Origin of the sequence: Enterococcus sp. AZ128 (assembly GCF_051714485.1) — a bacterium.
Lineage (GTDB): Bacteria > Bacillota > Bacilli > Lactobacillales > Enterococcaceae > Enterococcus_A.
Map to the genome: position 1 here is coordinate 229387 of NZ_JBIORZ010000003.1, position 12572 is coordinate 241958.

Below are 12572 nucleotides of genomic sequence, written 5' to 3' on the forward strand. Positions count from 1 at the left end.
AAAATCCCCCCTTATCAAATAAGTCTATTCATTCAATTCATCAAATACAAATTTCTGAATGGCATGTGCAACGCCATCAGCCTGATTGGTTCTAGTCACAAAATTTGCAGCAGACTTAACACCGTCCGTCGCATTTTCCATCGCTACTCCCATACCAGCGTAGTTGATCATTGACAAATCATTGGCTTCATCACCTAAGGCCATCATTTCATGTGCCTCGATGCCAAGATGTTGTCCTAATACTGAAAGGCCAAAAGCTTTTGTTACACCTCTTGGCATAAATTCTAATAAATTTGGTCGAGTCTTGAAAATCTCAAAACGATCATATTCTTCCGTTGGAATCAACTGGATCTTTTGATCCAAATATTCAGCATCAATTGCTGCAACAACTTTATTGTACAGCGTATCTTCTGTTAATGCGTCAAGCGTTTTCGGAACATAGGTCAGTGCCTTATTCAACGCCGGATAGATCGAAGGATGATCGGTCGCTGTTTCAAATTGAAAACACAACGCGTCAGACAAAACATCCATCGGCAAGTCAAGTTCTGCTAACAACTGATGGAGATGTCTTACCTCTGCCAACTCCATTGCTGTTTTCCCTAAAATTTCTCCTGTATTTGTTTGGATCAGACCACCATTGAATGTAATCGAGTAATCATCCGCATCAAGTAAATCCAGCTCTGCTAAGTAATCCTTGATTGCAATCAAAGGACGCCCCGTACAAATCACGATTTTGACTCCTCGCGCTTTTGCTTCGCCCAATATTTTTTTATTTGTATCGGAAATCGTTTTTACATCTGTCAATAATGTACCATCTAAATCTATCGCAACTAACTTTATCATTCTAAGAATTCCCCTTCCTTCATTTGGAATTTCCCGTCTTCTTTTACTTCTTCAAGGCGTACCGAAATAATTTTTGAAACGCCCGATTCTTGCATCGTCACTCCATAGAGCACATCCGCCGCTTCCATTGTACCCTTACGATGAGTAACCACAATAAACTGCGTGTCGTTTTGGAAAGCACTTAAATAACGACCAAAGCGCGAAACATTTGCTTCATCTAAAGCAGCTTCGACCTCATCTAAGACACAGAATGGTACCGGACGAACCTGGATAATTGAGAATAATAAAGCAATCGCTGTTAATGCTCGTTCACCACCAGAAAGCAATGATAAACTTTGCAATTTCTTACCTGGCGGCTGCGCCTCGATTTCTATCCCTGTATTTAGTAGATCATCAGGATCTGTCAATACTAGTTCTGCTCGACCACCACCAAACATATTCGGAAAAACTACATTGAATTTTTCGCGGATCGCCTGGAAAGTCGTATAGAAACGAGTTTTGACCTCATCATCCATCTCATCCATTGTTTCAAACAACTGTTCTTTCGCCGATAATAAGTCATCTCGTTGAGTCGTAAGAAAGTCGTAACGTTCTTCGACCTGTTGATATTGTTCAATCGCATTTAGATTAACTGGACCTAGCTTTTCGATTGACTGTTTTAACCGGCTGACTTCGTTTTGCGCCATTTGTTGATCAATTTCAGGATTTGCCTGCGCTTCCGCTCCTTCAAAGGTCAAGCTGTATTCTTCTTGCAAATAAGCCAATGCATTATCCAATTTCAATTCATAACGATTCTTTTGAACATCAGCTTGCGATTGGCGTGCTAATAATTGTTTTTGTTCACGATTGGCCTCGGTCAAGTCGCTATCTGCCTGATCGACCTGATTTTGCAGGCTCTGACGCGTTTCTTTCCATAGGTTCAGCTGCTCTTGTAAATGCTCTCGAGCAACAGCCAATTCCGTCAGTCGTTGGTTGAGGCTTTCTTCGGATTCTTCATGGTCTGATGAGTCACTAGAAAGTGCCAATAGTTGATTTTCCAGACTTGTGATTTGGCCATCCAACTCATCAATCTGCATTTCAAAACTTAAAATCTGTCGTTCTAAATACAGCAGTCGTTCATCTAATACCGCATAATCTGCTTGTAAACGACTTAGTTCAGTATTAATATGGGCACGCTTTTCTTCTAATTGATCGCTCTCTTCATTCAATTGTTGAATCTCTTGGTTGATCTGCTCTTGCTGTGCCTTTAACTCGGTTTGCTGAATCTCCAGCGTTTCTTTTTGCGTTTGATAATCATTTAAGAAGCTTTCTAACTCCTTCGCTTCATAAGAGAACAATGTTTGCTCTTTTTGTAAACGGGTTAATTCAGTACTAACGCGTTCTTCATCGCTCTGCGCTTCTTGATAGGCTAAACGCGTTTGTTCACCTTTGGAACGCAACGTTTCCAACGCATCCGTCTGCTCTGCCACTTTTGTTTGCAATTCATGAACAAACTTTTCCTTCATTTGCAATGCCTGATTGATTTCTTCGTAACGCTTTGTCCATTCTTCCAACTCATGCCCTTGATTGAACAAATTCCCACGATTTCCTTGTTTCGTGGCACCGCCAGTCATGGATCCGCCAGCGTTCATCACATCTCCGTCTAAAGAAACCACCCGAACTTGATATCTTAATTGCCGAGCAAGCTGATTGGCGCTATTCAGATCCTTCGCAATCACGATCGCTCCCAATAGATTCTGCATAACCGACGCAACACTCTCTGAGAATGACACCAACTCACTAGCAACACCTAAAAAACCGTCTTCATCTTTGATTGCCTGATACTGACTAGCCCCTAAACTACGTGGTTTGATTGTCGTCAAAGGCAAAAACGTTCCACGTCCGCTGCGTTGCTTTTTCAAGAAAGTGATTCCTTGCCGCGCATCTTTTTCGTTTTCAACAATGATGTGTTGCGCTGATGCACCTAAAGCCGTCTCGATCGCCAATGTATACTCTTGAGGTACTTGGATCAGCTCTGCGACTGCACCAACGATTCCGCTTAGTTGCTCTTTGTGTTGCAAGACACTTCGGACACCTTGATAAAATCCGCTATAATTCTCTTGAATTTCCTGCAAACTTTTTTGTCGTGCTCGTGCTTGTTGGACCTGACTCATCAAATCATACATCAGCTGTTGTTCTTTTTGCAGCTGATGCTGGGCCGCATTTTTTTCTTCTGCCAAGTGACGGTAATTTTCTTGTTCTTCTGTCAACTGCACTTCTAGAGCACGACTCTTAGCTTCTGCTGCACTTTGTTGTGCTGTCAACTCTTCTAATTGTTCTCGTAAAGCTTCATAACGCGTCATACTCTGTTGGTTTTTTGCTGTTTCTTGAGTGTATTGACGTTCTAAGTATTTCAACTCATTGCTGACATTTGCTGATTCTTGCATCAATTCAACGTATGTACCACGTAAGTCTTCCAATAATTCTTTTGGAGATTTTTTATACTTTTCTGCTTCTTCAGTTAATTCTTTGATTTTTTCTTCTAGTAAAACCTTTTCCGTCTGCTTCTCAGTTTGCTGCACTTGAATGTCTTGTAGATTTACTTGCGCCTCAGTTTTTTTCTTACGTTGTTCGTTTAAGGTTGTTTGATATTCTGCGCTAGATTTTTGAGTGTTTTTTGAGCGTTCGCTCAATAATTCTTTTTGTCCTTCCGCTTGTTTCAAAGCTTCAGATAAGTGCAGTAATTGCTGCTGACCAGTGTCTAACTGCTCATCTAGCGAACCTCGCTTTTCACGCAGGGTTCCCAGCTGTAGTTCCGTTTGTTGAATAAACCGTCCCTTTTCTTCAACTGTCGTGGACAATTCATCAAAATCATTCTTCGCTGATTGCCAAGCATCGCGCGTCTGTTTTATTTTAGCTACTGTTAAACTTACATCCGTCGCAGTCAATTCCTTTTTGAGCGTTAAAAACTCCTTAGCCGCTTCACTTTGAGCAGCTAAAGGAGTCAGCTGATCTTCTAATTCATAAATAATGTCCTGAACTCGACTTAGATTGTCTTCTGTCTCAAAAAGTTTTTGTTCCGCTTTGCGCTTTCGCTGTTTATATTTCAAAACACCAGCAGCTTCTTCAAAAATTCCACGGCGATCTTCGGGCTTGCTAGAGAAAATCGCTTCGACCTTTCCTTGGGAAATAATTGAAAAAGATTCTTTTCCTAAACCGGAATCCATAAATAAATCTTGGATATCCTTCAAACGACAAGCCTTCTTGTTAATAAAAAAGTCGCTTTCGCCAGTTCGGCGATAGCGTCTTGTCACACTAACTTCGCTAAAGGCCAGCGGCAGGTACTGATCGGTGTTGTCTAATACAACCGTCACTTCCGCTATATTCAACTGCTTGCGAGATTCCGAACCAGCAAAAATAATATCCGGCATCTTGCCGCCACGCAAGCTTTTCGCAGATTGTTCCCCTAAAACCCAGCGAATTGCCTCAGTAATATTACTTTTCCCGCTCCCATTTGGTCCAATGACCGCTGTCACACCTTGTTCAAAGTCGATCTTAGTCCGATCAGCAAATGATTTGAAGCCAGCGATCTCAATTCGTTTTAAATACAAAATGTTCCTCCTAAAATTTCATAAAAAAGCTGCACGAACTTGCACAGCAAACGTAATTGCTGTGCACCTAAATTCAAGATTGCTCGCTAAGCCGGACATAAGGTAATACTTACAAGAAAAGTCCCTTTCCACAACTACTTATCATACTTAGGAAAACAGACTTACTTTGCAGTAATTTTTGCTAGTGCCTTTTCTGCTGCATCTTGTTCCGCCAATTTCTTAGATTTACCTTGACCTGAGCCGATCAATTGATTATCCGCGTAAACATCAATCGTAAAAATTCGTTCGTGAGCAGGTCCTTCTTCATTTACTAAACGATAGTCGATCGTTACATCTCCGCTTTTTTGTAAAACCTCTTGCAATCGTGTTTTATGATCCATTTCGCGTGTGAAGACACCCGCTTCAATCTTCGGAAATACGACTGTTCGGATAAAGCGAAGCGCAACATCATACCCTTGATCTAAATATAAAGCGCCTAAAAAAGCTTCGAATAAGTCACATAAAAGTGCGGCACGATCGCGTCCGCCGGAATTCTCTTCGCCCTTACCCAACATAATATAATGATCAAAATGACATTCTTTCGCAAATTTTGATAAACTTTCTTCTCTTACAATTGCTGAACGCAAACGCGTCAAACGTCCTTCTGGCAAGTTTGGATAATGGTGATACAAATAGTCCGATACTTGAATTTCTAAGACAGCGTCCCCTAAAAATTCTAACCGTTCATTATCTGAAATATTCATATTACGGTGTTCATTCACATATGAAGAGTGGGTAAACGCCTGTTCCAATAGGTTCACATCGTGAAAGACGATGCCGTAGTTTTCTTTCAATTCATTGATCAACTGTGTATCCATGGGCTCATTCCTTTTTTTGAGATTTCCATCACGCTTTATTATACTGTTTTTTCCACGAATTTTAAATCAGAAGTCGTGATCGTAGGAAATTTTCAAAAAATTTATCGAACTTTTCCTGTCTCCTTGAGAAAATGTTAAAGTAGAAAAAAAGAGCGGAGGAACTTTAATGGAGAAACTTTCTGATGCACTATTGATTATTGATTTACAAAAAGGTGTCTGCTTCGATGATAAATTGATCGATCATTTTACTGATTTGGTTATAGAGATTAACCATCGTATTCAACTCTATCGTGAACAAGTAAAACCAATTATTTTTATCCAACATTCTGATGAAGACCTAGTTCCAAATACAGCTGCATGGGAAATCATAGAAAAATTGGATCGGAAAGAAAACGATACGATCGTTCAAAAAACTCATGCCAATTCTTTTTATCATACTGACTTACAGAAAATTTTACAGCAACAACAAATCATCAGCTTGGAAATTTGCGGTGCTCAAACACAATATTGTATTGATGCCACTATAAAATTCGCACATGGCCTAGGTTACCAATTAACGATGCTGAAAAATGCTTCGACAACTTACGACAACGATTTTCTTTCAGCGTCAGATACTATTACCTTTTACGAAAACATCTGGAATAGACGTTTTTTGGATTTGATCCAATAAAAAAACTCCGTCCTCAACGACGAAGTTTATCTTCAAAGTATTAAACAAATAAAAAGTGCGCCAGTAAAAACTGGCGCACCATTTTTTTGTTAAGCTTGGTTGTTTTCCATAATGTAATCAACTGCAGCTCCAACAGTTTCAATTTTTTCTGCATCTTCATCAGAAATTTCTGTTCCGAATTCATCTTCTAATTCTAAAACAAATTCCATGATACTGATTGAATCTGCATTTAAGTCGTCTTTGATACTCAATTCAAGGGTCACTTTATCTTTATCGATTTCAAAGTGGTTTGAAATTATTTCAGCAACTTGGCTAAATACTTCTTCACGAGTCAACAACATTCACCTCCACCTGATCAACTAATATTCGTCTATGTTTTACCAGAAGGTCACAGTTCATTTTACTGATGTTTGACAGCTTTGTCTACCTTTTTTCAGAAATTCACTGACGCTTATTCATCTTTAGGAGTTTCGAAAAACTGGACCAATTCACCGACAACATTCGTCTCTAACATCGTATGGATTTGATCGATGGTATTGGCTACCGCTTCTGGCCCTGTCGACCCATGTGTTTTAATGACTGGTGCCTTTAGACCAAATAATACCGCACCGCCGTGAGAGGAATAATCCAGCTTATCTTTTAGTCCGTATAATGTATCCTTCAACATCGCGGCGCCGAGTTTCCCTTTGACACCTGCATCATTGATACTACCTTTTAGTAAGCTCATTAATCCCATCGCAGTTCCTTCGATCGTTTTTAAAACAGCATTCCCAGTAAATCCATCAGTAACAACGACGTCAGCTACACCGTTTAGAAGTTCCCGTGCTTCCACATTCCCAACAAAATTGATACTTTCCTCAGCTTGCAATAATTTGAATGCTTCTTTCGTCAATTCGCTACCCTTGGTTTCCTCTGTTCCATTGTTTAGCAGACCCACACGAGGCGTCGTGATTCCCCGTACACGTTTCGCATAGAAAGAACCTAAAACAGCGTATTGATGAAGATGTTCTGCCTTATTTTCTGCGTTAGCTCCAAGGTCTAACATATCAAAACCTTGATCCCCGTTCAATACAGGTAATGTCGACATCAACCCGGGACGCTCGATACCCTTAATACGACCAACTACGAATAAGCCTGCTGCTAATAGAGCCCCAGTATTCCCTGCTGAAAAAATGGCATCCGCCTTACCTTCTTTGACTGCTTGAGCAGCTAAAACCATCGATGCCGTTTTTTTACGGCGAATCGCTTTAACGGGTTCATCATCACTATTTATCTTTTCATCCGTGTGGATGATTGTGATGTTTTTTTCGTTAGTGATATATTGACGAATTGCGTCTTCTTTTCCATATAATTGAAACTCGATCTCTGGATGTTTTTTTTGTGCGAGCATCACGCCCTCTACAATAGCTTGCGGTGCGAAATCGCCGCCCATTGCATCTACAGCAATTTTCATGAAAAAAATCTCTCCTTTTTATTCCCAATGTATTCTTCCATTAGAGGGCTCGGCTTAATGCGAGTCATCAATAATGGGGCTGGCAGCCTTTGATTTTCTACAGTATATCACACTAGTCGAAGTATGTTTCACCAGTTTCGGTGGGTTTTAGGGTCTTCGCTAAAGGCTCGAAAGCTGGTTGCTCGCGCCAATTATCGATTTGCCAAATCTGATTTGCTTCGTCTCGCGCTACTTCCAATACATTCGCGTCATTTACAAGATCAGCAATCAAAAATTGCGGCAATCCGGATTGACGGAACCCAAAGACTTCACCTGGCCCGCGTAATTCCAAATCCTTTTCACTCAAGACAAAACCATTATTCGTTTCAGTCATGATCTTCATGCGCTCTTTACCCATTTCATTTTTCGGGCTGGCAACTAGAATACAATAAGAAGCATCCGAACCACGGCCGACTCGCCCACGCAATTGGTGGAGCTGTGCCAAACCAAACCGATCCGCATCCATGATAAACATCACTGTCGCATTTGGTACGTTGACGCCAACTTCAATAACTGTGGTGGAGACCAAAATCTGACTTTGATTGTCCTTGAATTCTTCCATGATCGCATCTTTTTCAGTATTCTTCATTTTTCCATGCAAAAGATTAACCTGATAAGTTGGTGCATAATACTCCTTCAAGTGCTCATAAATCTCAGTTGCATTTTTCACATCTAATGCTTCAGACTCTTCAATCAACGGACAAATCACATACAGCTGATGACCGGCCTGTAATTCTTGTTTTGCCCAATCTAACGTATGCTCCAATTGTTTCGGCTTGATCCAACTCGTTTTAACTGGAATTCGCCCCGCCGGCATTTGATCAATAACAGAGACATCCATCTCACCATATGCCGTAATCGCCAATGTTCTCGGGATCGGCGTTGCTGTCATAAATAGAACATCTGGATGCAACCCTTTTTCTCGCAGAACTCTTCGTTGATTCACACCGAACCGATGTTGTTCATCAGTAATGACTAACCCAAGATTACCAAACTGTACATCATCTTGAATCAGCGCGTGTGTCCCAATCACTACATCGATTTCACCATTTTGCAGACCGGCCAAAATTGCACGACGCTCTTTAGTCTTAGTGGAACCAGTTAATAATGCTATCGTCAATTCTAACGGATCAAATAATTGATTCAAACTTTCTAAATGCTGCTGCGCCAATATTTCTGTTGGTACCATCAAGGCACCTTGAAAACCCGCTGTCATTGTTGCATAGAGCGCGATTGCTGCAACGACCGTCTTTCCGCTTCCGACATCCCCTTGCAGCAAACGCTGCATGTGTTTTTTACTCCGCAAGTCATAGCAAATTTCGTTGGTGACTCTTTTCTGAGCGTCCGTCAATTCGAAAGGCAGCTTTTGAGTAAATTGCTTCAGACGTTCCACATCGTAGCGAATCGCAATACCATTTTTCTCACTGCGTTCACTTTTCTTCAATCCCTGCATTCGCATTTGGAATAGGAAAAATTCTTCAAAAACCACTCGTCGTTTAGCTTGTTGGCTCTCAGTTGGATTTTTAGGAAAATGCATCGCTCGCATCGCTTGCTTTCTTGGCATTAATCGATATTTATCCAGTAGATAGTCAGGTAAATTTTCAGTTACCTGATCACCAAATTTTTCAAATGCAACTTTGATCAAATCAATTAAAGTACTCTGCCGAATCGCTTTAGTTACATGATAAATCGGTGCATACTCTTCCGTTTGTTTCCCGCCTAAGATTTTCATCCCAGTCAACGATTTACGTTTGGCATCCCATTTTCCATAAACGGCTAGTTCTTCGCCGACTTCAACCTTATCTTTTAAATAAGGTTGATTGAAGAAGGAGACCATAAAGACCGCATGATCTTGCATCATTCGAAACTGCAACCGGCTTTTTTTATAACCAAAACGGCTGACCACTGGTGCTGAAACGATCACACCTTTTAATGTGACTTTCTCTTGGTCATTGATCTCTAATAGATTTTTTTCTTGAATATCTTCATAACGAAATGGATAATAACTTAACAAATCTTCGATCGTTACAATCCCTAACTCAGTTAACGTTTGTGCGCGCTTTGGTCCTACACCCGGCAATACGGAGACAGATTCTTGAATCGCCATAAATGGCCTCCTTTCTATTAATAAGATACGTTTTTCAGATGTCTAACTCTTGTTGACTAACAGCCAGTTTGTTCTAAAGGGCATTCTTTTTTCAAAAACCAAAAAAAACAGTTCTTTTCGTTTCATATATGGGAGCTCAAAGCCGGTCTGACAAAAACAGGAGCGCGCCAGATATTCTTGGCTCGCTCCTCCGACTTTTACGTATTATTCTGCTGAAAGCAAGTATGGATAGACTGGTTGTTTTCCTTCGTGAATCTCAACCTCTAAGTCTGGATAGCTTGCTTCGATTGCTTCGCTTAATTTTTCAGCTTCTGTTTGTGTGCCTTCTTCGCCAACAATAATCGTGATGATTTCAATATCTTCACTAATCATTTTGTTCAACGTATCTAAAGCTGCTTGGTATTTGTCTGCTTCAGAAAGAATAATTTTACCATCAATCATCCCCAAGTAGTCACCTTCATGAATTTCAACACCATCGATTGCTGTATCGCGAATCGCATTGGTGATTTGACCACTGACTACAGATTCAAGCATTTCAGTCATCGCTGTTTTGTTATCCTCTAAGCTTTGATCACCATTGAAGGCCAACATCGCTGTCATCCCTTGAGAGACCGTTTTACTAGGTACAACTGCTACAGGTATGTCTGCTACCTCTGCTGCTTGATCAGCAGCCATAAAGATATTTTTATTATTTGGCAAAACGATTACTTGATCCGCATTGACTTCTTTGATTGCTTTTAAAATGTCTTCAGTACTTGGATTCATCGTTTGACCGCCGCTAATCACGTAAGCCACACCCAAACTCTTGAATAATTCTTGAACACCTTCACCGGCAGCGATCGCAATCACTGCGTAAGGTTGATGTTCAACGGGAGCCGCTTCGAAAGCCGCTACTTCTTCATCATGCTCCAAAATCGTTTCATGTTGAAGACGCATATTATCAACTTTGACCTTAATCAAAGCGCCAAATTTTTGTCCGTAGTTCATTACTTCACCTGGATGTTCCGTATGCACATGCACTTTGACAATTTCATCATCGTTAACAACTAACAATGAATCACCAATACCATCTAAATAATTACGGAATGTGTCATAATCAAAGTTGCTGTCAACCGTTGGTCCTTCACCTAGACGAACCATGATTTCTGTACAATAACCGAACTTGATATCGGCTGTTGCTAATTGACCTTGAATACTGCGATGATGCTCTGCATTAACCATTTCATCCATTTCAGCAGGACTTGGTTCATACGTATCATCTGCCTGGAAATCACCGTTTAGCGCATTTAAAAAGCCTTCATAAATGAACAATAGTCCTTGGCCTCCACTATCAACCACGCCAACTTCCTTTAAAACTGGTAGCATATCAGGTGTTTTATCCAATGCTTTTTTTCCAGACTTAACAACAGCGGTCATCACTTCGATCACATCATCCGTTTGTCTAGCTTTGCGTTCACCGGCTTTTGCTGATTCCCGCGCCACAGTCAAAATCGTTCCTTCTACGGGCTTCATCACTGCTTTATAAGCCGTCTCTACCCCGTGAACCAAAGCTTTTGCTAGATCCTCTGCGTTTAGCGTATCTACATCTAAAATAGACTTAGAAAAGCCACGGAATAATTGTGACAGGATAACGCCAGAATTTCCTCGGGCTCCCATCAGTAATCCTTTCGCTAAAACATTCGCTAATTCACCGACTTTTTCTGAAGCGGAATTAACAACAGCAGTCGCACCACTGGTCATGGATAAGTTCATATTGGTCCCAGTATCGCCATCCGGCACTGGGAATACATTTAATGAGTTGACATATTCTGCATTAACTTGCAGACGTTTAGCGCCAGCCTCTACCATTTCTTGGAATTGACTCGCGCTGATTTCTGTTACCTTCACTTACTTAGTCCTCCTTAAGAACGCTGCCTTTAGTCAGGCAGAACACGTACACCTTGAACATAAACATTCACTGAGTTAGCTGTAACTCCAAGCATCGTTTCCAAATTGTATTTCACTTTTTCTTGGACATTGCGCGATACTTCTGAGATCTTCGTGCCATAGCTGACGATCGTATAAACATCAACTGCGATTCCGTTCTCTTCTTGACGTACAACGACGCCGCGTGAATAATTTTCTTTTCTTAAAATTTCTGTAATATTGTCTTTGATTTGATTTTTACTAGCCATACCAACGATACCAAACACGTCAGTAACCGCACCGCCGACAACCGTCGCGATGACGTCGTTTGAAATTTCGATCATACCAGTCTGTGTATTGATTTTCACAGCCATAGTTGTTAGCCTCCTTAAATAGGCCTTTTCGCCCATTTTTTCTACTACAATAGTTTATCATAGCCCTATGACAAATAAAAGAAAGTTCCATTGCGATTTGCTGATAGGGCGCGCTCTGCTTGCCGCAATCTTCTGCCAACTTTCTTACATCAAAATTCTTGTTAAAAAAATTTTACGCTAACAGAGTATAATTTACCTGCAAATCCTTAGATTGTCAATCTTTCTAAAAAAATTCACTTGCTAATATTACTAATATGTGCTATTTTATTTTAGTATGAGCCAAAGAAGCGCTCCAATATCAAGGCAAAAGGAGGAAATATCACATGGCAAAAGTTTGCTATTTTACTGGTCGTAAAACAAGAAGTGGAAATAACCGTTCTCACGCTCTGAACGCTACGAAACGTACTGTAAAACCTAATTTACAAAAAGTTCGCGTGTTAATTGACGGAAAACCTAAAAAAGTTTGGGTCTCAACTCGTGCTTTGAAATCTGGAAAAGTTGAGCGCGTTTAATATTATCCAACTAAGTCAAACCGTTCAATTACGAACGGTTTTTTGTTTATCTATCTTTTATATTAAAGAGAGGCGAGTCGACGACTGATCGACTCGTTTTTTTTTGGTTTAAACAAATTCTCCTCGACATAATTTCCAAATCTTTGCTTGAGTTTCATAGCTCTTTCACAATATTTTGCTGCATTTATGGTAGAATTTGGATAGTCTGTTGAAAGAAGTTTG

General features: G+C 40.5%; 10 protein-coding genes. 2 read left to right on the forward strand and 8 right to left on the reverse strand.

The window, feature by feature from the left end:
- Positions 1 to 24 precede the first annotated feature (24 nt).
- The 3 genes from IGI38_RS19845 to rnc all read right to left on the reverse strand — a co-directional run bounded on the left by IGI38_RS19845 (position 25) and on the right by rnc (position 5290).
- Positions 25 to 843: a Cof-type HAD-IIB family hydrolase gene (locus tag IGI38_RS19845; protein WP_438733618.1), complete on the reverse strand. Its 819-nt coding sequence runs from the start codon at positions 841 to 843 to the stop codon at positions 25 to 27.
- The gene (gene smc, locus IGI38_RS19850) at positions 840 to 4433 is read right to left on the reverse strand and encodes a chromosome segregation protein SMC (RefSeq protein WP_438733619.1); all 3594 of its coding nucleotides are present in this window, start codon (positions 4431 to 4433) and stop codon (positions 840 to 842) included. The genes IGI38_RS19845 and smc overlap by 4 nt, the downstream gene beginning before the upstream one ends.
- Positions 4434 to 4594: 161 nt before the next feature.
- Positions 4595 to 5290 (reverse strand): ribonuclease III, encoded by a 696-nt coding sequence (rnc, locus tag IGI38_RS19855; protein WP_438733620.1) that lies wholly within the window; start codon positions 5288 to 5290, stop codon positions 4595 to 4597.
- Between the two features lie 166 nt (positions 5291 to 5456).
- On the opposite strand from rnc, the gene IGI38_RS19860 reads away from it, so the two are divergent.
- Positions 5457 to 5960 (forward strand): cysteine hydrolase family protein, encoded by a 504-nt coding sequence (locus IGI38_RS19860; RefSeq protein ID WP_438733622.1) that lies wholly within the window; start codon positions 5457 to 5459, stop codon positions 5958 to 5960.
- Positions 5961 to 6049: 89 nt separating this feature from the next.
- On the opposite strand, the gene acpP is transcribed toward IGI38_RS19860, so the two are convergent.
- The 5 genes from acpP to IGI38_RS19885 all read right to left on the reverse strand — a co-directional run bounded on the left by acpP (position 6050) and on the right by IGI38_RS19885 (position 11838).
- Complete coding sequence (gene acpP, locus IGI38_RS19865; RefSeq protein ID WP_438733624.1) at positions 6050 to 6295, reverse strand: acyl carrier protein; 246 nt, start codon at positions 6293 to 6295, stop codon at positions 6050 to 6052.
- A gap of 116 nt (positions 6296 to 6411) precedes the next feature.
- Complete coding sequence (gene plsX / locus IGI38_RS19870; RefSeq protein WP_438733626.1) at positions 6412 to 7413, reverse strand: phosphate acyltransferase PlsX; 1002 nt, start codon at positions 7411 to 7413, stop codon at positions 6412 to 6414.
- Positions 7414 to 7525: 112 nt separating this feature from the next.
- Positions 7526 to 9559, reverse strand: a complete 2034-nt coding sequence (recG, locus tag IGI38_RS19875) for an ATP-dependent DNA helicase RecG (protein WP_438733627.1) — start codon at positions 9557 to 9559, stop codon at positions 7526 to 7528.
- A gap of 204 nt (positions 9560 to 9763) precedes the next feature.
- Positions 9764 to 11446, reverse strand: a complete 1683-nt coding sequence (locus IGI38_RS19880) for a DAK2 domain-containing protein (RefSeq protein ID WP_438733629.1) — start codon at positions 11444 to 11446, stop codon at positions 9764 to 9766.
- Positions 11447 to 11475: 29 nt separating this feature from the next.
- The gene (locus IGI38_RS19885) at positions 11476 to 11838 is read right to left on the reverse strand and encodes an Asp23/Gls24 family envelope stress response protein (RefSeq protein WP_010742791.1); all 363 of its coding nucleotides are present in this window, start codon (positions 11836 to 11838) and stop codon (positions 11476 to 11478) included.
- A gap of 323 nt (positions 11839 to 12161) precedes the next feature.
- Here IGI38_RS19885 and rpmB point away from each other — a divergent pair, with 323 nt between their 5' ends.
- Positions 12162 to 12350 (forward strand): 50S ribosomal protein L28, encoded by a 189-nt coding sequence (gene rpmB / locus IGI38_RS19890; protein ID WP_438733630.1) that lies wholly within the window; start codon positions 12162 to 12164, stop codon positions 12348 to 12350.
- The last annotated feature ends 222 nt before the right edge of the window (positions 12351 to 12572 follow it).

What these genes read in the sequence shown, in the direction of transcription:
- IGI38_RS19845 (WP_438733618.1), bottom strand. Translation starts at nt 843, where the DNA reads ATGATAAAGTTAGTTGCGATAGATTTAGATGGTACATTATTGACAGAT.
- rnc (WP_438733620.1), bottom strand. Translation starts at nt 5,290, where the DNA reads ATGGATACACAGTTGATCAATGAATTGAAAGAAAACTACGGCATCGTC.
- IGI38_RS19860 (WP_438733622.1), top strand. Translation starts at nt 5,457, where the DNA reads ATGGAGAAACTTTCTGATGCACTATTGATTATTGATTTACAAAAAGGT.
- plsX (WP_438733626.1), bottom strand. Translation starts at nt 7,413, where the DNA reads ATGAAAATTGCTGTAGATGCAATGGGCGGCGATTTCGCACCGCAAGCT.
- recG (WP_438733627.1), bottom strand. Translation starts at nt 9,559, where the DNA reads ATGGCGATTCAAGAATCTGTCTCCGTATTGCCGGGTGTAGGACCAAAG.
- IGI38_RS19885 (WP_010742791.1), bottom strand. Translation starts at nt 11,838, where the DNA reads ATGGCTGTGAAAATCAATACACAGACTGGTATGATCGAAATTTCAAAC.
- rpmB (WP_438733630.1), top strand. Translation starts at nt 12,162, where the DNA reads ATGGCAAAAGTTTGCTATTTTACTGGTCGTAAAACAAGAAGTGGAAAT.